15 protein-coding genes are annotated in these 24080 nt (G+C 56.3%); 7 read left to right on the top strand and 8 right to left on the bottom strand.

Annotated features, from left to right (window positions below):
• Window positions 1-29 precede the first annotated feature (29 nt).
• The 3 genes from PSR62_RS15805 to PSR62_RS15795 all read left to right on the top strand — a co-directional run bounded on the left by PSR62_RS15805 (window position 30) and on the right by PSR62_RS15795 (window position 2903).
• On the top strand, window positions 30-569 hold the full coding sequence (locus PSR62_RS15805; protein WP_274403963.1) for a DUF1697 domain-containing protein: 540 nt from the start codon (window positions 30-32) through the stop codon (window positions 567-569).
• Window positions 570-626: 57 nt separating this feature from the next.
• Complete coding sequence (pelA, locus tag PSR62_RS15800) at window positions 627-1652, top strand: pectate lyase (protein ID WP_274403962.1); 1026 nt, start codon at window positions 627-629, stop codon at window positions 1650-1652.
• A 123-nt stretch (window positions 1653-1775) separates the two neighbouring features.
• A complete protein-coding gene (locus tag PSR62_RS15795) occupies window positions 1776-2903 on the top strand; it encodes an alpha/beta hydrolase fold domain-containing protein (RefSeq protein WP_274403961.1) in 1128 nt (375 codons plus the stop codon).
• A gap of 11 nt (window positions 2904-2914) precedes the next feature.
• Here the strand turns inward: PSR62_RS15795 and PSR62_RS15790 are convergent, their stop codons facing one another.
• Both PSR62_RS15790 and PSR62_RS15785 read right to left on the bottom strand, forming a co-directional pair.
• Complete coding sequence (locus PSR62_RS15790; protein ID WP_274403960.1) at window positions 2915-3721, bottom strand: DUF1853 family protein; 807 nt, start codon at window positions 3719-3721, stop codon at window positions 2915-2917.
• Between the two features lie 31 nt (window positions 3722-3752).
• The gene (locus tag PSR62_RS15785) at window positions 3753-4295 is read right to left on the bottom strand and encodes a hypothetical protein (RefSeq protein WP_274403959.1); all 543 of its coding nucleotides are present in this window, start codon (window positions 4293-4295) and stop codon (window positions 3753-3755) included.
• A gap of 456 nt (window positions 4296-4751) precedes the next feature.
• Here PSR62_RS15785 and PSR62_RS15780 point away from each other — a divergent pair, with 456 nt between their 5' ends.
• Both PSR62_RS15780 and PSR62_RS15775 read left to right on the top strand, forming a co-directional pair.
• On the top strand, window positions 4752-7073 hold the full coding sequence (locus tag PSR62_RS15780; protein ID WP_274403958.1) for a glycoside hydrolase family 2 protein: 2322 nt from the start codon (window positions 4752-4754) through the stop codon (window positions 7071-7073).
• 575 nt (window positions 7074-7648) lie between these two features.
• Window positions 7649-9013 (top strand): sulfatase-like hydrolase/transferase, encoded by a 1365-nt coding sequence (locus tag PSR62_RS15775; RefSeq protein ID WP_443217432.1) that lies wholly within the window; start codon window positions 7649-7651, stop codon window positions 9011-9013.
• Between the two features lie 74 nt (window positions 9014-9087).
• Here the strand turns inward: PSR62_RS15775 and PSR62_RS15770 are convergent, their stop codons facing one another.
• From PSR62_RS15770 to PSR62_RS15750, 5 genes are all read right to left on the bottom strand, one after another.
• Window positions 9088-9288: a hypothetical protein gene (locus PSR62_RS15770; protein WP_274403956.1), complete on the bottom strand. Its 201-nt coding sequence runs from the start codon at window positions 9286-9288 to the stop codon at window positions 9088-9090.
• A gap of 128 nt (window positions 9289-9416) precedes the next feature.
• Window positions 9417-10658, bottom strand: a complete 1242-nt coding sequence (locus PSR62_RS15765) for a DUF1559 domain-containing protein (protein WP_274403955.1) — start codon at window positions 10656-10658, stop codon at window positions 9417-9419.
• A gap of 419 nt (window positions 10659-11077) precedes the next feature.
• Window positions 11078-12274 (bottom strand): DUF1559 domain-containing protein, encoded by a 1197-nt coding sequence (locus tag PSR62_RS15760; RefSeq protein WP_274403954.1) that lies wholly within the window; start codon window positions 12272-12274, stop codon window positions 11078-11080.
• Between the two features lie 218 nt (window positions 12275-12492).
• Window positions 12493-12681 (bottom strand): hypothetical protein, encoded by a 189-nt coding sequence (locus PSR62_RS15755; RefSeq protein WP_274403953.1) that lies wholly within the window; start codon window positions 12679-12681, stop codon window positions 12493-12495.
• A gap of 108 nt (window positions 12682-12789) precedes the next feature.
• The gene (locus tag PSR62_RS15750) at window positions 12790-15759 is read right to left on the bottom strand and encodes an FG-GAP-like repeat-containing protein (protein ID WP_274403952.1); all 2970 of its coding nucleotides are present in this window, start codon (window positions 15757-15759) and stop codon (window positions 12790-12792) included.
• Between the two features lie 230 nt (window positions 15760-15989).
• Here PSR62_RS15750 and PSR62_RS15745 point away from each other — a divergent pair, with 230 nt between their 5' ends.
• Window positions 15990-19040: an FG-GAP-like repeat-containing protein gene (locus tag PSR62_RS15745; RefSeq protein ID WP_274403951.1), complete on the top strand. Its 3051-nt coding sequence runs from the start codon at window positions 15990-15992 to the stop codon at window positions 19038-19040.
• Window positions 19030-22125 carry an FG-GAP-like repeat-containing protein gene (locus PSR62_RS15740; protein ID WP_274403950.1) on the top strand — a complete coding sequence of 1032 codons (3096 nt, stop codon included), beginning with the start codon at window positions 19030-19032 and terminating at the stop codon, window positions 22123-22125. Before PSR62_RS15745 ends, PSR62_RS15740 begins: the two co-directional genes overlap by 11 nt.
• Here PSR62_RS15740 and PSR62_RS15735 read toward each other — a convergent pair.
• Complete coding sequence (locus PSR62_RS15735; RefSeq protein ID WP_274403949.1) at window positions 22110-23789, bottom strand: hypothetical protein; 1680 nt, start codon at window positions 23787-23789, stop codon at window positions 22110-22112. The two genes, PSR62_RS15740 and PSR62_RS15735, sit on opposite strands and share 16 nt — an antisense overlap.
• Between the last annotated feature and the right edge of the window lie 291 nt (window positions 23790-24080).

The following is a 24080-nucleotide window of genomic DNA, read 5'->3' as shown; positions in this document are numbered from 1 at the left end:
ACCGACGTTCCATTCCATATTAGAAAACCATGACAACCTGGATCGCTCTTTTTCGCGGCATCAACGTTGGTGGCAAGAACACGTTGCCGATGGCTGCCCTACGATCCACTCTGGAATCCATCGGGTGTCAGTCTGTTCGTACTTTCATTCAAAGTGGGAACGTCCTGTTCTCGTGCCAGCCCAGCTCGAAAGAAGCAATTGCCACACGAATTGCCGACGCGGTGGACGAGAACTTCGGGTTCCGGCCTCAAGTGATGCTGCTGACGAAAGATGAATTCCAATCCGCTGTCGCGAACAATCCTTTTTCTGATGCTGTGGCCCTTCCCAAGACGCTCCACTACTTTTTCCTCGCGGCCCCACCGATCAATCCAGATCTTGCCACAATCGCCGAACTCGCGACCGAAACCGAACGCTTCGAATTGATTGACAACGTGTTCTATCTCCACGCTCCCGACGGGTTTGGAACGTCCAAATTGGTTAAAAGCGTTGAGCGCAAGCTGGGCGTGGGCACTACGGCACGCAACCACTCGACCGTTGAAAAACTCAGCGGCCTTCTGAATCCTGAATAGTCCATCATGTCCGCTGCTCGATACACAACGACTTTCGTTTTCTTACAGAGATTCAACATGCAACGGTTATCAATCGTGATTCTGGCGGTTCTGGCCGTCAACGCGTCACTCCTCTCAGCGGCGACGCCCGCCGAAAAAGTCGCGAAGCAAACCGACGAATGGTTCCGGGGTGCCCAGGGACAACACGCGATGCGTTGCATTCTGTCTTGGCAAACCGATCACGGTGACTGGCCGAAGAACACTGACACGACGTCCAAACCGTTCACCGCTGACGATGAGAAGCCGAACGGAACCTTCGACAATGGTGCCACCATTGGTGAACTGCAAGCCTTGGCGAGAGCGTTCAAAGCCACGGGCCAAAACGAATACAAGTCAGCCTTCCTCAAAGGTTTTGATCATCTGTTGGCCGCCCAGTATCCCAATGGTGGTTGGCCACAGTACTTTCCGCTCAGCAAAAAGTACCACCGCCACATCACCTTCAATGACGGCACGATGATCCACATCATGCAATTCCTTGAAGAGACACAGAGCGATCCGTCGTACATGTTCATCGGGGACCAACGCCAAGCTTCCACACGGACCGCCTTAGATCGCGGGATCCAGTGCATCTTGGACTGCCAAGTGATCGTGGATGGCGTGCGGACCGTTTGGTGTGCCCAGCATCATGCGGAAACCCTGACTCCCGTGCTCGCCAGAAGCTATGAACACCCTTCGCTCAGTGGTGCCGAGAGCGCAGGTGTCCTGCTCTACCTGATGACACAAAACAATCCTTCCCCGCAAGTCGCAGAGGCAATCGAGGCGGGTGTGAAGTGGTTCGACCAATCCAAGATCCTGGGCTTCCGATATAAAAAGCGGAAGGAACTGCCTTCACTCGAAAGCGACCGCGACGCACCTCCGCTCTGGGCTCGGTTCTACAAGATCGAGACCAATCGTCCCATGTTCAGTGATCGCGACGGTGTCGTGGTGGACGACCTCGATCAAATCGGAGAAGAACGAAGAAGCGGATACAGCTGGTACGGCAATTGGGGGACGAAGGTATCCAAGGCCCACGCGAAATGGGAAACGCGATCCGATCTCCCGTGATCGGTTCGGAAAGACCGTCCCTGTGTATCAATTGACTGGCCATTGCGAACGGCATCGAATCGCTGGCTATCATGGAATCCTGAAGTTGAAGCCTGACACTCACCCAACGCCGACGGAATCCTCATGCGTTTGACAGTCCTCCTCTCTTGCTTCGGCTTGGCCGCCAGCATGGCAGTCTGTGCCCTGCCCACCCAAGTCGCAGCCCAGCCCACGCCTCAACGCGACGGAACCTTCCTCAAAAGCCGACTGGAAAAAGATGACACCAACGAGGATGGACAAGTCACGCGAGAAGAATTCAGTGGACCAGCTCCCATGTTCCAACGCCTGGACCGAGACGGCGACGGCAAGATTGATATCAAAGAAGTGGTCAACTCCATGTCCATCAGACGCCCGGCGAACAATCGCGTCGAGAACCTTCGCTCGTCCCGTGACGTGGAAGTCAAACGCGATGTCGTTTTCGGAAAGGGAGGCGACCGAGACTTAAAGATGCATCTGGTGTTTCCCAAGACAATGCCAGACAAACCGCTGCCGGCCTACGTGTGGGTGCACGGCGGTGGCTGGCAATCCGGTTCCAAAGAAGGCGGCGTCAACCAAGTTTCTCGGATGGTTGCGGACGGCTTCGTGGGAGCGACCATCGAATATCGCTTGACCGGCGAAGCCCCGTTCCCCGCGCAGATCGAAGACTGCAAGTGTGCGATCCGATTTCTGCGAGCACATGCCGAGGAGTATGGCATCGATCCCAATCGCATCGCCGTCGGCGGCAGTTCAGCCGGCGGTCATTTGGTCGCGTTGCTGGGAACCAGCGGAGACGTCCAAGAACTCGAAGGCAACGGCGGCTGGCAGGATCAATCCAGTCGAGTTCAAGCGGTCGTGGATCTCTATGGCCCCACTGACTTCTCAAAATTTGTCACCACCAAGGGGTTTGAATCGCACAACCGGCCCGGCTCACCGGAATCCAAACTGCTCGGTGGTGGCGAAGTCCTCGGCAACAACGATGGGATTGGCCGAGTCAATCCCATCACTTACATCGACGATCAAGACCCACCGTTCCTGATCATTCACGGAACGGAAGACCCCGTCGTCCCGATGAACCAAAGCCAACTGCTTCACGAGGCGCTGGAATCCGCCGGCGTCGAAACCCAACTCGAACTCATTCGAGGCGCCCAACATGGCGGGCGAGAATTTGCCACTCCCGAAATTCGCGAACTGATTCAGACGTTCTTGAAAAAGAACCTCCAAGCACCCGAGTGAACCCAGCGGCCCTACCGTTTGCCTGGCCAGTGATCGGGCACAACAAAGAACCGATGGGGAACTTTGCTCTCGGAAGTGATCTTCCCCGTTGGAGTTTCCCATCGCACGGCAAAGATCGGGCGATCAAATTCCTGCAACGTTTGATCGACGGTCAGCACGAATTCATCTCCAGTCATCCAGGATGCCTCCTGCGCACTCGCTGCATTGACCGACAACCAGAACGGCTTTGCCAGAATCTGGAATGTTGCGTCGGAATCGACAACTTGGTCCAGGTCACGCCGATGCACCCAACTGCCGCGATCATGACTCACCGACATTGCGGGCGGCAGTGTCGACGGCGGGCAGCCTCCCGGCGGGTAGAACAAGCAACCTTTCACCACTGCTTCGCGAATTTCGACATCGTCCCGAACTCGGTGACTCAGCGGCAATTGATGATCGAAAATTCGACGCGTTTTGCGTTCAAAACTGTCATTCGAATTGGGGCCCACAAAGTGGCTTCCTTGCCAAGGCTGGTCTGGCAAATGCAGAAAGAACTTGACCGCAACTTCCCAATGAGTCAGCCGCCCTCGCTCATCAACGAACAAAAAATCAAGCTCACCGAGCGTTCTGCCATCCATGCGAACGGGGAGCGCATGAGCCACCATCTCAACGCCGCGAATGTGGGTCAACCAATACAGCATCAATCGTTCAAAGTAGAGTCCCACCTTGCGCGACGCCTGCCGATCCATGAACAACCGAAGCTGCTGCGGATCGATCTGGCCGGGTGAAAGCAGCAACCATTCCCCTGATGGCGAGATGAGCGATGGACTGTTCACCACCCACAACAAATCTTCCGCGTATTGCCCCAACCTAATGGCTCACAACGCTGCTAGGGATTTGACAACTCTGCATCTTCAACAACGCACGTTTCAGCCCCGGATAGATCCGAACACCGACGATTGCGATTGCCAGTTCACCAAATGCGGCGTGTCCAAAATGCCGCTCGATCCGATGGGCGACTTGTTCATCGATCGCCCCACCTCGCAAGCAGTTCAAAGTGTGTTCACGCACATCTTTGAGTTCCGCTGGCAAGTCGTGGGGTGCCCCAACCATCTGCTCGATGAGTCCATCCGGGACACCGGCTTCTTTGGCCATCTTGACGTTCAAGTCCAAACATCCACGGCAGTCTTCCTCTTGCATCACGGCAATCGCGGCGGTGAAGTACGCTTCCGGCGGCAACTGATCGTAATGCATCGTCATGGGACGAGCAGCCACGAATCGCCGGAACGACTCAGGTGATCGAGCGAACAGATCCTTCATGTAATCCGCGTTGTATCCGTAAGCAGACTCGAACGCATTGATTTCAGCCAAGACCTGCTTCTCGTCCTCGGCGACCGCGTTTTTCTCTGGCATCTCTTTTTCCTTGCAACTGCGTTGAGTCATCGAAAGTAACGCATCATCGGTATCTTCCCCCTCCATGGCAAACAACACCATCGGTCTGGGACACCACACCGCTCCATTCTCAAGTTTCCGAGAACCACCACGCCCACCGTCCGAAATCAGCCAGCACTCCGATCCTGCGAATGCCTCCCGGCGGGTCGCTGCCCTCAACGACTCGATTCCTTTACTACGACTCTTTGTCATGCTAGCTTAGGAGTTACCAGGCCTGCCAACGAAGTGTCAGGCGGTCCAAAACACAGTCGCCCATCGAAATTCTCAGTCCGACTGATTGAGAACGATTCCGAAACAGGCCACTGCCCCCACCCCCACCCTCCTTTCGACAACCTTCCCGACGGAGAACACCCCTCAGTTTCTGCGTCACGCCTTGGCTGTCGAGATCACAACATCCCCCAATGGAAGAGATTCCCGATGACACACGAAGGTCCCCAGTTCATGTCGAAGCATTTCAGGCTGTTGAGCGGGCTGTTTCTATGGCTCTGTTGCTCAGCCGCGACCGCGCAGGAAGTCAGCGATGCGTGGAAGTTCCAATTGACGCCTCCCGGTCAGGGTTGGCAGCAGCCCGATTTTGATGATTCAGACTGGACGGATGCGGCCGGCGGTTTTGGGACGCCTGAAACACCCGCCGCACGCATCGGTCACGTGTGGGACACCGACTCGATCTGGTTGCGTAAGTCGTTCGAGCTGGAATCGGTTCCCGCGAATCCTGCTCTGCTGGTCCATCATGATGAAGACACCGAGGTCCACTTGAATGGGGAATTGGTTGCCAAGTTGAGCGGGTACAGCACCCAATACCACACGCTTTTGCTCGAGCCCGCTCAAGCAGCAGCCCTCCGCGTTGGCACGAACTTGATGGCTGTGCACTGCGTGCAAAAAGACGGCGGCCAGTTCATCGATGTTCACGTGGTCGATTCGCAGAACATTCCCAAACTCCCCAAACCAGAACTCAGTCGGAAACCGTTCCAGTCGGAACTCATCACCAAGTGGGGAGCTGAAGTCACTTCGGAAAACGCGTGGACCGAATACCCACGTCCTCAACTGCAACGCTCCGACTGGACCAACCTGAATGGCAATTGGGACTACGCGATCACGCCAAAGCGATCGAAGACGCCGACCGAGTGGAACGGCAAGATCCTGGTTCCCTTTCCACTGGAATCCAAACTCAGTGGTGTGCAGCGATTGCTCGACGCCGAGGAAGCACTTTGGTATCGCCGGGATTTCCAATCCGACAAAACCGACGGAACACGCACCCTGCTGAACTTCGAAGCGGTTGACTATCGGTGCGAGGTCTTCGTCAACAGCAAACCCGTTGGCTCACACGTTGGAGGCAACACGCCCTTCTCTTTCGACATCACCGATGCCGTTCACTCCGGCAAGAATGAACTGGTCGTCCGTGTAGAAGACGCCACTGAAGAGTGGCAGTTGCGTGGCAAACAAACGCTGAACGCACGCGGCATTTGGTACACCCAGGTCTCTGGCATCTGGCAAACCGTTTGGTTGGAAGAAGTCGCGACGGACCACATCAGCGATCTGAAGATCAAAACGGATGCACACGCCGGCACGATCTCCATTGCGGTCGAGCAAACTGGTAACCGCCCCGTCGACATACAGATCAAGGACGGTGACCAACTCGTTGCTAGTGGGACGACCGATGCCAACCACCTGACACTGACCATTCCCAACGCGAAATTGTGGTCACCTGATTCACCACATCTGTACTCCATCCAGGCAAGCTTGCCAGACGGCAATGGCAAGATTCTGGATCAGATCCAGTCCTACGCCGGCATTCGAGACGTCGGAAAGGTGCAAGACGTCGACGGAAACTGGCGGTTCACTCTCAACGGAGAAATCATTTTTCACTGGGGGCCACTGGACCAGGGTTGGTGGCCGGACGGGTTGCTCACGCCTCCGTCGGACGAAGCGATGTTGTTCGACATCGAGTGGCTGAAGTCCGCAGGCTTCAACATGATTCGCAAGCACATCAAGGTCGAACCTCGCCGGTACTATTACCACTGCGACCGCTTGGGAATGATGGTATGGCAAGACCAAGTCAGCGGCGGCGTTCGTGAGCAAGCATGGCCCAAGTGGACACGCTTGGCTCCCAACCCTGCCGACGCGACCTGGCCAGCCGAACAGCATGCTCAGTTCATGCGTGAACTGGAATGGATGATCGCCTCGCTTGAAAATCATCCTGCGATTGTTTGTTGGGTTCCCTTCAATGAAGCATGGGGCCAACACCTGACCATGGAAGTCGGAAAATGGACTTCCCAACGAGACCCAACGCGGTTGGTCAACATCGCCAGTGGCGGAAACTTTTGGCCGGCGGGCGACATTGTCGATGAACACCGTTACCCGCACCCCGGGTTCCCATTCGAACTGAATGAAAACGGTCGCTTTGATGATTTCATCAAGGTCATCGGTGAATTCGGAGGCCACGGCTATCCCGTCCAAGGTCACCTGTGGGACGCCAATCGTCGCAACTGGGGCTACGGCACGCTTCCCCAAAACGAAGCGGAATACAAAGACCGCTATGTGACCTCGATCCGGAAGCTACAGGAACTCCAACAGCAAGGCATTGCAGCTGGCGTTTACACCCAGACAACGGATGTCGAAGGTGAGATCAATGGCCTGATGACATACGATCGAAAGGTCATCAAAATTTCCGCCGACGAGTTGGCCGAACTTCATGCACCGCTTCTCGAACCAACCGCTTCAGCCAACTCCAACGAATGAACTTCTAAGCAGGTACGCAGGTGTCATCGGGTATGTGAGCCGTTGGCGTTAGCCACGGTTTTCACTCGCAACCGGGGCTAATGCCCAAACGGCTCACATGGTTGTGCCCGATCATTCCAGCCGACCTGCTTAACAACTGAAGTGAATCAAAAGTATCTTGTCGCTCGGATCGTTTTCGGTCCGAGCGTTTTCTTTTGCAGGATCAACTTGTTGCGTCGCTCCATCGGCAACGCGACAATCCGTGGCTCTCGCGAAGCAGGTACGCAGGTGTCATCGGGTATGTGAGCCGTTGGCGTTCGCCACGGTTTTCACGCGCAGGCCAGGCCAACGCCCAAACGGCTCACATGGTTGTGCCCGATCATTCCAGCCGACCTGCTTATCACGCCCCTTCCGTCTCAAACGAAGCCATCATTCGATCCCAGACTCCCTCCCCAATTCCTTCCCACCACAATGAGGAAATCACCCTGATGATTCGCCCCCACCTGAAATTTCTGCGACAACGAACTCCGATTCGTTCGCTGGCCACCTGCCTGCTGTTGTTTCTGAATCCGCTGGCATCAGACACCACCACCGCAATGGCTGATGACAAGCGTCCCAACGTCGTGCTTGTGTTCATTGACGACATGGGCTGGGAGGACTTCTCCTGCTTTGGCAACCACGATGCCCAAACACCGCACATCGACAAAATGGCGAGTGAGGGCGTTCGTTTCGAACAGTTCTATGTCAACTCACCGATTTGCTCGCCGTCGAGGACCGCGATCTCGACGGGACACTACCCACAACGTTGGCGCATCGGATCCTACCTCAGCAATCGTGACCACAACGATCAGCGTGGCATCGCCCAATGGCTGGATCCCAAGGCTCCCATGCTGGCCCGTTCGCTGCAGCAATCCGGGTACGCCACCGGTCACTTTGGGAAGTGGCACATGGGCGGGCAGCGGAATGTCGATGACGCACCGTACATCACCGAGTACGGCTTCGATGAGTCGCTCACCAACTTTGAGGGCATGGGTCCGAAGCTTTTGCCCCTGACGTTGAAACCGGGCGATGAAGAACCGGGACGAATCTGGGCCGATGCCGAACGCCTCGGCGAAGGTTTCCGATGGATGCAGCGTTCGGAAATCACCGGTGGATTTGTCGATGCTGCGATCCCCTTCATTCAGAGTGCGAAAGCCAATCAGCAACCCTTCTACGTCAACCTTTGGCCCGACGATGTCCACGCCCCTTTCTGGCCACCAGTGGATCAATGGGCAGACGGTAAACGCGGGCTGTACCTCTCTGTCCTGCAGGAAATGGACCGCCAACTGGGCAAGTTGTTCGATGTCATCCGGAACGACGAAGAACTTCGCAGCAACACCTTGGTGCTGATTTGTTCCGACAATGGTCCCGAGAAAGGTGCTGGTTCGGCAGGTCCCTTCCGCGGATTCAAAACCCATCTCTATGAAGGCGGCGTTCGTTCGTCATTGATCGCATGGGGCCCAAGTGTCGTCAAACGCTCCGGCGAGGTGGACCGCACATCGGTTTTCGCAGCAATCGATTTGGTTCCCACGTTGTTGGATTTGACCGGCAGCGATTACCCTGCTGGAGCCCAATTTGACGGCCAATCGGTGGTCTCTGCGATCACCGGCGACGGTGGATCACGAACCTCCCCGCTGTTCTTTCGTCGGCCTCCTGATCGCGACGCCTACTACGGGGTGAACGACCTGCCTGATCTCGCGATCCGAAAGGACCACTGGAAACTGCTCTGTGAATACGACGGTTCCTCAGCCGAGCTGTATGACCTCAACGAAGACCGCGGGGAAACCAACAACATCGCGGCAAAGCATCCCGATGTGGTCCAAGAGCTGACCACCGCAGTGGTTGCCTGGCACCGCTCCATGCCCCAGGACAACGGCGCCACCTATCGCGAACCACCCCAAACGAAAGGCCGCCCCCGTTGAGGAGGGCGACCTTTCGTTCGACTGGGAGCAGGCTCCCTTGAACTCGTCTCGCGATGAGTTCAAGGGCCCTGGGATCAGCGGTAGTTGTCTTCGTAGTTCTCCGTTTGTTGCTGAGCCTGCTCTTCGTAATCTTGCAGCTCTTGTTCTGTCATCGGACCGTCTTCCGATTCGATCACCGTGTTCCCACCAGGTCCACATCCTGTGAACAGGACCGGTGTGCACGCCAACAGGGCAACGCAGCAAAAACGTTTCGTCCAATTGAAATTCTGATTCATTGAGTTCTCTCGTTGAAAAATTGGTTTGAGTAAGCGACGAAAAACGGTCGCTTCGCACAGCCCAGTTGCGAACAGTGGCAGCCTTGAAGGCAGGCGAAGCGACATCCCATTGAATGACGACAGGGGGATCAGAACTCGGCCTGGACCGTCTCCTTGCCGTTCCGTGTGCCAAGTGCACCCCAAACGCCGTAAGGCGATTCAGCCCCAGGGTTGTTCGCACTCCAGATCACTTCTGCGTGAATGTTCCCGGCATCAATGCTGTCGGTGATGAACTTCACAGCACCATCGCCGAGCACGACGTGAACACCGCCTTGGTGTTGACTGCTAGGTGGCGCAACGCACCAAGCCGAGTCTGAACGGTTTGGCATGACCATTTCGCGGTTTGGCGGCAAGATGGTGTTGAATGCAGAATAGATCGTTGCCGCATCCGCCCAACGGAAACCACGGCCGTAGCCTGAGTTGAGGTTGCGAACGACGGAGTCCGTTGAATCCAGCCAAAATTGTGGTCGAGCAGGGTCCTTTGCAGCCGTCGTATCGGCCCAGCCTGGATCCTCACCCAAAGGTCGGAACCCAGGACCGATGCCAGCATCGGTTTTGACCGCACGCGGGTTCACATGGGTTGCCATCTCACCCAGCATGATCGTGTTGCTCAGGCCGTCGGTCACATCACGGAAACGCATGAGTGGACGGGTACGAGCTTGGCCCAAACCTTTGATTCCGTTGACCGTGTTGCGGAAGATAAAGAATCCTCGCAACGATTGGTTGACTTGGTTCGCACGTCCACTGTCTTCGTAGTAGAAACCGCCAGATGCATTGAGAGGTCCAACATCACCGTAATGCAATCCATCGCCATAACTGCAAACATAGTTGCTGCGTCCCATCGCTGGTGAGCCAACGCCTGGGTCACTCGGGCAACGGAAAGTACCAATGTCGGTCATCCATGGCGTGTAGTTGCGATCCCAAGCCCGAGGCCCCATGGCGGGATAGTTGATGGTACCGTCACCGTCGGAATCCATTGGGTTGCTGATCTGCTCCCACAACGCTTGTTGTTCGACATAGGGCAAGATTGGAATCAGCCAACTGATCCGACGGCCGTTTCCATTGTTTCCGTTCTGCGTTGTTTGGCTTCCTGCTTTGTTATCCGTTCCACCTCCGTTGGGAGGCAATCCGTTGAACGCGCTGTGATAATTGTGAATGGAAAGCCCGAGTTGCTTCATGTTGTTCCCGCAACTCATTCTTCGGGCCGCTTCACGGGCCGCCTGAACGGCAGGCAAAAGCAGACCGACCAACACCCCGATGATGGCGATCACCACCAGCAACTCGACCAGCGTGAACGCCGGTCGATGGCATTTCTGTCCGTACTTGTTCATTGATTAATCCTTCAGATCTGAGAAAAAAGAGGAAATACGACCGAAGGAGCAAAGTGCTCAAAAAAACATCAAAAAGCATCGTTTTGCCCCCTTCCTTGAGCTTCGCGCCTCCTGGCCCCTGTGTCAAGCTCTAGAGGGCTCCTCAACCCCATTCCCAAGGAAGTACACCCTAACCACCCTTGAAACCCTTGGCTTTTCCAAATTGGTTTTGGTTTGGCTGATCCGAGCAAGCACGCGCACCGGCAGAGTCAGGCATGGCCTGCAACGCTCTCGCTGACCGCTGCGTTGGAATCGCTGCGGCGCCGGCGCGGAAACCCAAATCGCAGCTGAACCGGGTTTCTGGCGTTGCCTGCGCATAAAAAAACCGCGTGCTGACAAAAGGCAGCACGCGGTCGAGATGTTGAATCAGGGAACGAGTCCTAGAACTCGGAGTCGATGACCTCTTTCATCCCCTTGGTACCCAAGGCACCCCAAAGGCCATAAGGACTTTCCCGTCCCGCTCCACCGTTCGCACCACGACCGTCTCCGTTGTCGCGACCATAGGCAACGTGATCTTGGTTGCCAGCATCGATGGATTCCGTGATGAATTTGACAGCCCCGTCGCCCATCAACACATGCACACCACCTTGGTGACGACTGGCGGCAGAGTAGATGCCAAAGTTGCCTTCGCCACGACAAACATTGAAGCTGTTTGGTGGAGCAATGGTCACGAACGACGTGTAGGTCGGACGACCGTCGGCCCAACGACGACCACGTTGATGGTTTGGATTGCTATCCCAGTTGGCACTGTCGGACCAGAACTGAGGACGTGCCGGATCAATCACGCCCGCGGTTGTCCAATGGCTTGGCGGAAGGTTGGCAACATTTCCATCGCGGTGAATCGAGTTGATGATTTCACGGTTTCCATTCCCCACGACGATCTCACCACACATGATTGTGTTGGACAGACCATCCAAGACATCACGGAATCCGGTGAAGTTGCGTCCATGGAATGTTCCACGAGCCCAACGATTTCCAGCGGTGGATCCCCAGGTTCCGTCGCCACTCGGCTGACCGTTACCGTCTTGATATCCATTGTGGTGCTGTTCAAAGAATGCGTCGCCCGTGCAGGCAGCGTAATTCGAGAACGCGACCTGCGTGGGCGCGGGGACAACAGGATCGCTTGGGCAGCGATACATTGGCACCTGAGTCAGCCAGGGTTGGTAATCTTCGAACCATGGCGTACCGCCCATCGAAGGGTAGGTGTTGGGAGCGGTCAGAGCGTTCCCATTCCGGTCAAAGTTGAACGGGTTGGAAATGGTTTCCCACATGCCCTGTTGTTCAACGAAAGGCAAAATGCCAACCAGGAAAGAGAGGTAGCCACGGTTGTGGGTGTAGTTGTTACCCCCATCAATGTGCGTCCCACCTTTGTGTTTTGGCAGCTTGTTGTAAGCAGCGTGGTAGTTGTGCAGCCCCAGCCCCATTTGCTTGAAGTTGTTGCTGCAACTCATCCGACGCGCGGCTTCCCGAGCAGCTTGCACTGCCGGCAGCAGAAGTCCAACGAGGACTCCGATGATCGCGATCACGACCAGAAGTTCGACCAGGGTGAATCCCCGCCGAGTTTGATTGCTTCTCATAAATTCAAAATCCCGAAAAAGAAAAGAAAAGAAAATCCTTCGTAACAAACGCCAATGGATTTCCATCGACGCCACCTCGAATGCCTTTGAACGGGGAAGATCCCCCCCTCTAGCAACCCCTATAGTCCATCCAAGTTTCGTTGAAACTTTTCGATTTGCTCAAATGCAATGTTCGCTCCTGCGGAAGTTTCCACGCGAGGCGGTCCTCGACGTCGACATCAGTTGCCGTACTGTTCCTTGAACTCCTTCTCCATTTGTGCGTCGTAGTCCTCTGCAGCCTGCTTCTCATCTTCCGTCATGGCTGGGACCTCCGACGGGTCGTATTCCGTCTCCCCCCCAGAACCACAACCAACCATTGAGAAACAACCGAGTGACAAAAACAGGGAAAGGACCAAACTTCGGCGCATGTCAGCAGACCTAAATGAAGAAACATCTTGTGCTCCCCAAACCATGAAAACCTTCGCAACGGATGAGGATGGGGGTGACAACAAGCTTTACGGAGAAACGAAGGCTTTCTATTCGTCACTAGAATGATAGCGAGTGGCGTTTATCGCACCAGTGCCTTCTAAGATTTGATACCGTTTGTTGACCGCAAGATCTTCCACCGTTTCCAGAAGTCCAGACGGCCATGAGATTTCCAGCGTGACCTCGCCCCCTGAGGGTCCAACTCCAACGTGGACCAAGGCCTGGTTCGTGCACATGTAGCCACCTCCAGCCAATACAAATCCTGTGAGGGTTTGTTCACCATCCTGCCCCTCGAACGACACCTGAACGACGGCACCGGAAGCAGACTTTTCACTGTATTTCCCGATGAATTCGAGCTGAACTGAGTCTCCTGCCTGCGATTGGTTGTGAAGCAGAGCGGCGGGACGATTGAGATGATTGGCCAACAAATCCATCCGGCCATCTCGGTCGAAATCCAAGACGGCAAGGGTTCGGCCTAGCTGCGGTTCTGCAAAGTAGCCCTCACCCCCCTCTGGAGTATTTTGTACAAAACCACGCGGTCCACCCCCGAACAGGGTCGGCAACATTTTGTAGGGGACACTTTGAGATTGGTTGTTAAACAGATGGCCATTCAGAACCGCCAGGTCCAACCACCCATCGTTGTCGAAATCGGCGGCTTGAGTCCCGAAGCCAGTCACGGGCCGCGAGGGGGTATCGACCCCATAAGCCAAGGCGTCATCGGAGAAGTACCCACCGGCGGTTTGGACGAACAGGTTGACTGACTCCTGGTAAAAATTCGTCACATGAAGGTCCAAGCGACCGTCTCGATTGAAGTCTCCAGCAGCAATTCCCATGCAGGCCTCTCCAATCCCGCTGCGGCCAACGGCACAGCCCGCCAAGCCCGCGTTCTCAACCATCCGCTTGATGGAGCGGTTGGCGATGCCAGGATCGGAGTCATCCCCAGCATCAGACGCCCCTGGATCGGAGCAATCAGAGACCCAGAAGTGATTGAGATCACCATCGTTGGACACAAAGAAGTCGTTTCCACAGCGGCCGTCATAGTTGCCAATGACGACCCCGAACCCGAACTTTGGATGCTCAGCCATCGCCTCGCAAACGGATTCCCATGGCTTCAGCGTGCCATCAGGTTGCATCTCATAGGCGTAGTCCTGCGCCACCCGGTAACTCTGAGGTTGGCAGTTGTCAAAGGGCGGCGAGCACATCACCTGGAATGCCAATGGGTCATCGATGTAGTTGATTTCGATGAGTTCAGGCAGCGCATCCCCATTCAAATCGGCAAGCCCCAAACTTGACGTCCACCGCGCCTCATTGCCAACAATCCGTCCTGGATCGGATTGGAACGTCCCATCACCTTGGTTGATGTAAACGCTGTTTCGGCCAATGTTCGCGATCAGAACATCGGGGAACCCATCTTGGTTGACGTCCCCCACGCAAACCCCCTGCCCGTACCCGCGATCATCGGCCTGGCAGACATTCGTCACCTCTTCGAAGATTCCGCTGGGTAGCTGACGGTACAGCTGGTTTGCCCGAGAGTTCGTTTGATGGGGATCCCCTCCGGCACGCGCGAAGTAGGTGTCACAACGGCCGTCCAGATCATAGTCGAGAGCAGCGAGCCCAACCCCGTTGGCTTGATGCAGATAGAACTCCTTTCCGTCCGCAGGGAATCCAGTGGTGAAGTCCGAATGGATACCCAACTCGGAAGCCACATCACGGAAGACCAGCGGCGATCTCTCTTCGATTTGCGAAGTCTCGCCCATCGCGAAGGATTCCGTGAAGGAAGGCATCTGAAATGGTCCCGGAATGATCCCCATGGTCCGTTGCATGCGCGCCTGCTGGATCTGCGTTTCGGTTGCTTTGGCCTCCCAGACCAACAAGGCTTGCCGGCGTTGCTCAAGCTCCGGAAGCAGACTGGGAAGTCGGCCCGTCATGTGCCCCGCTCGCATCGTCCATGCCGCTGACTCCCAGGGCCGAAACCAGCTCTGCATCCGCTCTGCAATCCACTCCGCTTGCTCCGCATCGGCGTCCCGAGCGAGCCGAAACACCTTGTCGAGATCACCCATCCATTGTCGCAGCAGTGGAAGTTGCTTGTGCCATTTCGAAGCCTCCGGCAAGTGCTTCTCCGTCGTTGAGACGATCAACCGGAGTGCGGCTCGGTTGGTCGGATCGCGCCGCAGTGTTTCGGCCCAAGCATCCACCGCTTGAGCGTGCTGATTTCCATGAGCCAACCAAATTCCAATCGTCAACCAGAACTCGGGTTCATCCGGCAGCGTCATCGGTCGGTCCACTCCCGCCAAGCCACCAGCGGGGCGTTTTGATGCCTTGAGTTCTCGGACTTCTTCTGGCAATTCCGAGATCCATTCTTGGAGTTCGGCCCATCGTGCGTTCTCAGCCAACACCCGACCGGTCAAAGCCACGACGGTTGAATGGGAGGGGAAACGGCGACGAACCTTCATCAGCATGGGCAGGACGACATCCGCTTCGGCTCGCGGTGAAAAATAGGCCTCGCGGGCTGCCCCCAAACCAAACAACGTTTCCGGCCCCATTCCGGGCATCTCGCCATAATGAACCAACGAAAACGGCCCACTCAGATCAATGAGACTGAGCAATTCGTGCTGCTCAATCACCCGCATCCGGATCAGGTGACGCACGTGATGGCTCGCCTCGTACCGTCGCCCTTGGGCACTGAGCAATTGTGCTAGCAGTCTGCGGGACGTGACATTGTCTGGATCCTGCTCCACCGCACCCTTGAGCAGCGTTTCCGCCTCAGAAAACTTTGACGCTCGCAGCAACTCATCGAACGCTTTCGCCGTATCCTTTACGATCGGGGAGGAACCGCGATCCGTTTTCGCGGCTCGCGGCGCCATTTCGCTGGGAGTGGAACCGGCGGGCTGGTCCGTCGAGGCTGCCGATTCGGATCCCGATCGCCCACACCCAACCACACAGCTCATGCCGAACCAAACAAGAACGAACCATACTCGGCAGAGCGAGGTCCAGTCGAATCGAAGCAAAGAAGACGTCATCAATTTTGGCTGTGCGAGTGAGAGAACGACGAGACAGGTCGTTAACGGACAATCCGTTATCTTAGATGGTATCGCGGCTTGGACGCAGGGCTGAATAGCAGAGAGACGTTTTCACTGCATCCTTGTTGCTTCCGATTCGATGACATTCCCCGTACGGTTCATCGCCGTTGCGAAACCACTCTGCACTTGCTTTGACACACCGCATCAACTCGGACATTCCAGAGCCCCCCGTGACCCGATCCCGTATCGCCATCGACGCCGTGAGCAGTTGCCTCGTGTGCTGCCTTCTTTGGGGATGCGATGGTTCCGGTGAGACATCATCCAAGAACGCCACGCAGGAGCCCGTCGAGAACCGTGTCACTTCGGGTGACTCACCCAAGGCTTTCAACGTTCACTATCTGGAAGCCGTTCAGGCAGTGCGTCGTGGCGATTTCCGATCGGCGGAGCGAGCTCTTCGTGAACACCTGCTAACCAACCCGACCGATGTGAAGGCGATGGAACTGGCGGGCGATGTCACTGCCCGGACTGGCGACGTTGCTCAGGCGATTCAGTGGTACCGCGATGCAGCGGAACAATCAGCCGTCCCCAGCGACGCCTTGCTCAACAAATTGGCCAAGCACTTGATGGCGAACGGACTGGCCTATGACTCGGTGGAGGTCCTGAAGCAAACCATTTCACTTCATCCTCAATTGGAACGCCCACGGTATGACCTGGCCGGACTGGTCACCGTGCTTGGCCTCAATCGTGATGCGATTGGTCCGCTGCAGTGGCTGATCCAGCACAACCTCAGCGACGAAGAAAGCCTGGTCGTGCTTTCCAATCCCGATCGTGTCCAACCCGACCCTGAGTTTTGTCACAAACTGTTGAGCCGCGCACCGGAAGATCTCCGACCACATTTCGCACTCGCAAAATTGGATGCCGCCAAACAAGACTGGCTGGCTGTTTCGCAACGGCTCACGCCTGTCCTCCAGCAACACTCCGATTTTCTTCCTGCTTGGGCCTTGCAAGGACAAGCCTTGGTTTCCCTTGCGGTGGCGAATCCTGAGGTTGCCGAATACCGGTCCAGTTTGATTCAGTGGAGTCAGGCGAAGCCAGCGGGGTTGGAAGCTCTTCCGGAATACTGGAATGCCGCGGGCATGTGGGCGAAGTTCACAGGCGACAACGCTTCTGCAGTCCGCTCGTTCACCGAAGCAGCACGCCTGCATCAATCCAATCACGGGCCCTCCCTCGCAGACCTGCAAGCCAGCTTGCGACAATTCGGACGCAAAGCAGAAGCCGAGCAAGTTGCACAACGATTCGACCACATCGCTGGCTTGAACGATGCCGTCAAAACGTTCCTCGAACGAAACTCGCAGTCCCAGATTGCAGCCCTCAAAGTCGCCTACCGCATGGTCGATTTGGGACGCATCTGGGAAGCCGAAGCCTGGACCCGGCTTGCCAAATCGCTCCCCAATGATCCCGTCCCGAGCATTGAACAAGCGCATCTGGCGATCCGATCTCGGCTCCGCGCCGACACGCCCTGGCAGTCCAAGTCCAGCTTGGTAGCGGATTCCATTCAGGTCAGCGATCTGCCAACCGTGTCATGGAATGCATCCAGCAACCGCATTCGCGAAATCGCCAATCATATCGATGTCGCACCACTTCAATTTCTCGAACAAGCCGCTGAGCTGGGGTTGAAACACACGGTTTCATTGGCTCCCGAAGCCGAATCCGAAGGCCACTGGATCTATCAAAGCACGGGAGGCGGCGCCGCTGTCCTCGACTTTGATCTGAATGGTTGGCCCGACGTCGCGCTCGCCAATCTCGATGGGAAACCGCTGATCCAAAATTCGTCGCCCAATCAACTGTTCCGGAATTTGGAGGGTCACTTCCAAAACACAACCACTTCGAGCAGCTATCTGGACACCGGATTTGCGCAAGGCATCACGTCGGGTGACTTCAACGATGATGGATTCCCGGATCTGTTTGACGCCAATGTCGGTCGCAACCGACTGTATCGCAACAACGGCGATGGAACCTTCTCCGACGCGACGGATGAAATGGGTTTGGTGGGCAGCGAGTGGACCACCTCCGCTGTGATCGCGGATGTCGACGGAGACGGGAATGCAGACATTTTCGAAGTCAATTACTGCGGTGGGATGGCCCCCTACGAAACCCCTTGCCGAAGCGAAGCAAACGGCAAACTTTCGAGCTGCCCTCCTCTGAAATTCGAAGCCAGTCCCGATCGGGTTTGGAGTGGTGACGGGACAGGCGGTTTTCAAAACGTCAGCCAAACGTGGATGCAACCGACCAGCATCGGCCGTGGATTAGGAATCATTGCCGGTCAACTCGATGAACTCCCGGGACTCGATCTGTTCATCGCCAACGACATGTCCGTCAATCATCTCTGGTCGTCCTCGCATTCCGCACCGACGAACGGTGCAATCTCGTCTGAACAAACGACACGGCTGACAGACATTGGAACCGTGCGGGGATTGGCGATGAGCGGGCAATCCAATTCCCAAGCGTCCATGGGGATGGCCGTGGGCGATCCTGACGGTGATGGAGACCTGGATTTCTTCCTGACCCACTTTGCAGAAGAACACAACACTTACTACGAACAAGTCGCCCCTGGGCTCTGGGAAGACCGCACTCATGCAGTCGGACTCTATGAACCCTCATTGGATCAACTCGGATTCGGCACCACTTGGACCGACTTCAACCTGGATGGCGCAACAGAACTGCTGATCACCAATGGGCATGTCAGCGAAACCGGACGCACCGACATCGGCTATCAAATGCCGCCCCAAATGTTCACGCGTCTGGCGTCCGGCCGTTGGAAAGCAGTGCCCAACGACTCCCTCGGCACCTACTTTGAACAATTGCATCTAGGACGCGCCTTGGTCACTCTCGATGCGAACTGCGACGGCCGAACCGATGCGCTCATCACGCACCTCTACGAACCAGTTGCCTTGCTGATCAATGCATCCCAACCGGCCTCCCAGGCCATCGGGTTGGAATTCAAAGCCACGACCGGACACCGCGATGCAATCGGCACCACCGTGGAAGTTCGAAACCCCAATGACAAACGCACACTCCAGCTCACTGGCGGTGATGGCTACATGGGCAGTCAGGAACGCAAGCTGAACCTGCCTCTTCCTGGCGGCAACACAACCAGTGACATTCAGGTTCACTGGCCGTCGGGACTCAGCCAGCCGTTCCAAGATTTAAACGCTGGGCAAGACTACCTCTTGGTGGAGGGAATCGAAAAACCGATTCCAATGAAGAAACATGTTCAGTGATTCAACGAGACGTTTCCAGGTTGGCACCACGCTGTTCGCGTTTTCATGGTTCGCTTGGATCGTGGGCTGCTCCACGGAACCATCGGATTTTGAAAAACTTCGCAAGCAACAGCAACACAGCGAAACCAACCAAGCCACGTCCAAACTGGACGTGGATGAACAAATCGCTTTGGCACGGCAAGAACTGAAGCTTGGCTCGGCTGAGCGAGCCGAGGCGATGCTCGAACCCATCTTGATGAGCCATCCCGAACGCACCGATGTGATGCGATTGATGGCCGAGGTGCAACACCGAACCGGACACTCCGTTGCCGCCGCCGACCTGCTGGCGTCCATCCCCTACAGCAACCCCGATCGATCTTCCGCAGCCAAGCTGAAGGCCGTCGATTGGTACCTGCAGGCCAACGCCTACGAACCCGCCATCGAACTCTTGATGAATGCGGTGGAAACGACCACCGGTCAGGATCGGTTCCGCCATCGGTTGGTCGAAGTCCTCAATCAGACCGGTCAACGCATGGCGGCATTCCGGGTGTTGCAACCATTGATCCGCGAGGGAAAGGCGAGTGAACGAGACCTTTTCTCGGCGATCACTCGGGGAGAAGCGTTCATTGACGAAACACTTTCGGCCCCGGACTTTACAAAACAGAGCCTGGCTTCGTTGTCGCTGGCCCGCCGGCAACACGACGAAGCCAATTTGAGCGAGGCCAATGAATTGCTCAGCGATCTCCGGAAAAGCTACCCGGGGTCGACGGCAATCGCCGCATTCCAAGGCCGCGTGCTGGCTGATCTGCAGGATTTCGATTCACTCCAAGCATGGCGTGAGTCGCTTCCCGCCAACATTCAGGATGAACCGGAGTACTGGCACGCCTTCGGAAAACTCGCTTCGCATCGCAACAACCCCGAGGTGGCCATTCGCTGCTTTGGGGAGGCCATTCAACGTGACCCGACGGACCGCAAGTCACTGGTGTTGGTCGCTCGGTCTTTCCGGCAGCTTGGGCTCAACGAAGAAGCCGAAACCGCCATGCGGCAATTCGAGATGCTCGAACGGACCTCCGAACTGGCGAAAATCTTTGGTTTGGCGTCGGGAACACCTGCCCAGTATCGGGAAATGGCAGATTTGCTGTCTGAACTTGGACGCCCCTGGGAATCCATCGCTTGGGAACGCATCGCGGTTGCCATGACGGGAAACCAACCGCTCGATGAGGCCGCGTTGAGCCAGAAACGCAAGCATCTGATGGAACTGGATGCCTCGGACTCCCCTTCACAGCTTGACTCATCTGTTCCCTGGTCACGCGAAAATCTATCCCAATGGCCGCTTCCGGCATCACTCGATTCAGTCGACCTCCACCAGGAACAGGCATCTCAGCAGCGGGCTTCCTCTCAACTCAGCTCCGCCCCCGCCCCCATTCGGTTTCGCAATGTGGCCCCGTCGCTGAACCTCCATTTCCAATACGACAACGGGGATGACCAGACCGACAACAAGTTCTATCTGCATCAACAAACCGGCGGTGGATTGGGTATTTTGGATTTCGACCGCGATGGCTGGGTCGATCTCTACTGCGCTCAAGCAGGCATCCAGGCACTTGACGCGCAGTCCCCCCGCCCCAATCAACTGTTCCGCAACTTCACTGCGAGTGCTGTCCAAGACGTCACGCAGGAATCTCAAACCGGCGATCGAGGGTACGGTCAAGGAATTGCCGTCGCAGACATCAACCAAGATGGCTTCCCGGACCTGCTGGTAGCCAACATCGGCGTCAACGTCGCTTTCCAAAACAACGGCGACGGAACCTTCGCTCGAGTCGAACTGCCACCTGAAGGCGATGGCAAATGGACCACCTCAATCGCATGTGGTGATCTCAATGGAGATCACTTGCCGGAGATCATCGAAGTCAATTACATCGACGATCCCAGCGCATTCGAGATCCCCTGTGTTCCCGACAACGACGCCTGCGGCCCCAGTCGCTTCCAACCTGCCGCTGACCGTTGGTTGTCACTCAACGCACAGGGTGCGTTTCGATCCTTTTCCAACCCGGAAGGATCCCAGCCGAATGCGGGGCATGGTTTCGCGGTCCTGCTCGGCAACCTCAATGGCCAGCTAGGCAATGACGTCTACATTGCGAATGATGGCGACGCGAATCACTTCTGGCAAAATCGCGGCCCACGTTCACTCGCCAGCGTGACGGACGAGACCCCCCTTGCTGATTCCCAATTGGCCCCAGCCAATCAAGCAACCTGGATCGCGGAGGAGACGGCCTCTCTGTCTGGAATCGCAACCAGCCAGCTAGGAGGACGACACGGATCGATGGGCTTGGCATTCGCGGATTTTGATCGCAATGCTCTGCCCGACCTGCACGTGACCAACTACTGGGATCAAGAGGCCGATCTCTACCTTCAAGAAGATGGCGAGACGTTTCAACACTCCAGCCGCGGTTGGCAAATTCATGAACGCAGCAAACCGACAGTCGGATGGGGCAGTCAAGCCGCCGACTTTGATCGCGACGGACGCGCGGACCTGATGGTTCTCAATGGACACATTGTCGACCATCGTCATCGAGGCGTGCCGTTTCAAATGCTGCCCCAGTTGTTCCAAGGTCACGACAACCATTTCGAATTCGTCTCCGAATCAACCGCTGCCGACGCGGAGCAGCGTGATGCGTTCTGGACCCAACCGACGCTCGGCCGAACGCTTGCGGTGCTGGACTGGAACCGAGACGGTCTGCCTGACGTCTTGGCCAATCATCTCGACCAGCCAGCGACCCTGTTGCAGAACGAATCCGCCCCTCGAGCCTGGCTGCAGTTGGAATTGATTGGAACACGGAGCGAACGAGACGCCATTGGGGCCACGGTGGAGATTCAGTGTGGGACCGAACGCTGGACCCATTGGCAGGCCAACGGCGGATTCTTAGCGAACAATGAAGCCCTGTTGGATATTGGACTCGGTGATTCCGAGCATCCCTGCCAAGTCATGATCGAGTGGCCCTCGGGGTCCAAGCAAACCCTCGCCAACCTTGCCCCCAATCATCGGTACGTCGTCATCGAAGGCGAATCAACAACGCCTTGGACAAGACGGAATCATTCTCGCAAGTGAATCGGCCGATGGTTTCTTTGCTCTAGAAACTCTCTCGCTCGCAAGAAGTCGAAACGTCCTTCCGCGTCGATCAAGACCTCTGGTTTCGGCTCCATTTGAAGCGACTTGTCGATCGCCTCAATCGCCGCATTGAATGCTTGCATCCGCTGACCGGCAGGAGCCATCGCGTCCATCGGTTTGGAAACTCGATTGGGAAGCGTACGCAAAGACTTCTCCGCCACAATCCGAATCGCATCGTAAGGGTCATTCAAGGCCAACAACAAATACGGTTCCATCCATTCCGTTCCAGAAGCCTCCTGGGCGGGAGGCCACCCCATCGCGGCCACTTGAACAGCGCGTTGAGCAGCATCGCCGCTCAACAAATGCAACGCTGAAGTCGCGAGATCAACCTCATCCGCCGACTCGTCCTGGTCCGGAAGAGGCTGCCCGTACCAATCATGCAAATGATTCGCGACCCAATGGAAACCTCGATCGAGGTGGCACAACGAACAGGCAGTGGCACGGTCACTGACACGGCTTTGCTCGATCGAAGGGCTCGAGATCTGATGGCTGCGAATGGTTTTCAACAGCCCATACGTGGTGTGTGGCATGTGGCAATTCAGGCATCGACTGCCATGAGAATCCGGGGCGTGATGGGTGTGCATCTCGATTTGCTCCCCGATCTCCGCATGGCACTGCAAACAGGCATCGTCGCCGGCCATCCCCGGCCCAAGTTGATCGTTCCGCCAACTCGCCAACTGGATTTCTCGGTCCGTCCCGGAACCCTCGGGCGGGTGCATTTGATGGCAAGACAAACACGTCATCTCACCCTGTTGAAAACAAGCCGACTCGATCAATCCGTTGTACTCTCGGCCGGCAATGCGAGGCATGCCATCTGACCAAAAGGCACCGCCCACGTCTTCCATCTCTGACCAGCGTTGGAACGTTTCTGAATCACGATGTTCCTCGGTCGCCCGGACGACCCTCGAAAAACCAATTTCATCCAGTCGATCGCCTGGGCGGAATGGGTTCCCGGTTTGCTCATACTCCGGCAAACTCACCACGTCGTAGTCGGGCAGAAACACGCTGTGACACTGGCCACAAACATCCGCTGATCGCTGCTTGGAGAGCTTCGCTGGATTCACCACCCGATCCGTGCCAACTTCCGTCTCCAAACTCACCTCCGAGTCTTCGCCTTCGCGATTGGAATGGCGAAGGACATGCCCCCGCCCTTCCCCATGGCAGGCTTCGCAGGCGATGCCGAATTCCGCCACGCGAGTGTTCCAATCCAGTGTCGGCTCGTTCGAACGCTCACGAGGATGCGTCGAATGACATCGACTGCACGTCCGATTCCAGGTGCCCAGTTCCAGTCCAGCATGATTGTCCGGAGGTTGCAAAAAGCTCGAAGCACGCGGAATCCAGCGTTCTTCCTCAATCAGGTAGACGATGTCGAGTTGGGCCGGTGTCCCCCAATGGTCGGAAGCGTGCCAAAAAACATGCATGTGATGCGATCCGGTCATCATCAGCAGTTCCCGGCGCAACACCATTCCTCCCCGGAACGGATCGGCATAAGTGACGTAAAATGCGTCCTCGTGTTTTTCGAACAGGTAACGCTTTCCGTTGACGACCACCTCTTGGTTGACGATGGATTCAGGCGCCGTGTCCTCACTGATGATCTGAGTCATCGTCCGGTGAAACGAGGCGTCCCAGGATTGGTGCTCCTCTGCGTGGCACTGCAAACAAGTTTCAGAAGCAACAAACCCCTCCTCGAGCTCAACGACGGGACGCAACTGAGACCTCGTCAGAGTGACCTCAGGTTCCAGATCCAGTCTGTCCGAAGCGTGGTCGATGTCTGGACGGAGGGTTGGGGAATCCGAAGGGGTTTGATTTCCCGCTGAATCGGATGCCGCTGTCGCCGTGTCCGAGGGCACTGAAGCACGACTGCATCCCAACCAAGTGGCCGAAACCAACACGCA

This window comes from Rhodopirellula sp. P2 (genome assembly GCF_028768465.1).
Classification (GTDB): domain Bacteria; phylum Planctomycetota; class Planctomycetia; order Pirellulales; family Pirellulaceae; genus Rhodopirellula.
The sequence above is the reverse complement of the archived record's forward strand: the minus strand, read 5'-3'. Positions and strand labels throughout refer to the sequence as shown.

Bases quoted from the DNA above. Each gene is read 5' to 3' on its own strand.
- PSR62_RS15785 (WP_274403959.1), bottom strand. From the start codon at position 4,295: ATGCCAGAGAAAAACGCGGTCGCCGAGGACGAGAAGCAGGTCTTGGCT.
- PSR62_RS15740 (WP_274403950.1), top strand. From the start codon at position 19,030: ATGTTCAGTGATTCAACGAGACGTTTCCAGGTTGGCACCACGCTGTTC.
- PSR62_RS15795 (WP_274403961.1), top strand. From the start codon at position 1,776: ATGCGTTTGACAGTCCTCCTCTCTTGCTTCGGCTTGGCCGCCAGCATG.
- PSR62_RS15750 (WP_274403952.1), bottom strand. From the start codon at position 15,759: ATGACGTCTTCTTTGCTTCGATTCGACTGGACCTCGCTCTGCCGAGTA.
- PSR62_RS15735 (WP_274403949.1), bottom strand. From the start codon at position 23,789: ATGACTCAGATCATCAGTGAGGACACGGCGCCTGAATCCATCGTCAAC.
- PSR62_RS15755 (WP_274403953.1), bottom strand. From the start codon at position 12,681: ATGCGCCGAAGTTTGGTCCTTTCCCTGTTTTTGTCACTCGGTTGTTTC.
- PSR62_RS15770 (WP_274403956.1), bottom strand. From the start codon at position 9,288: ATGAATCAGAATTTCAATTGGACGAAACGTTTTTGCTGCGTTGCCCTG.
- pelA (WP_274403962.1), top strand. From the start codon at position 627: ATGCAACGGTTATCAATCGTGATTCTGGCGGTTCTGGCCGTCAACGCG.
- PSR62_RS15805 (WP_274403963.1), top strand. From the start codon at position 30: ATGACAACCTGGATCGCTCTTTTTCGCGGCATCAACGTTGGTGGCAAG.
- PSR62_RS15780 (WP_274403958.1), top strand. From the start codon at position 4,752: ATGACACACGAAGGTCCCCAGTTCATGTCGAAGCATTTCAGGCTGTTG.
- PSR62_RS15765 (WP_274403955.1), bottom strand. From the start codon at position 10,658: ATGAACAAGTACGGACAGAAATGCCATCGACCGGCGTTCACGCTGGTC.
- PSR62_RS15775 (WP_443217432.1), top strand. From the start codon at position 7,649: ATGGCTGATGACAAGCGTCCCAACGTCGTGCTTGTGTTCATTGACGAC.
- PSR62_RS15760 (WP_274403954.1), bottom strand. From the start codon at position 12,274: ATGAGAAGCAATCAAACTCGGCGGGGATTCACCCTGGTCGAACTTCTG.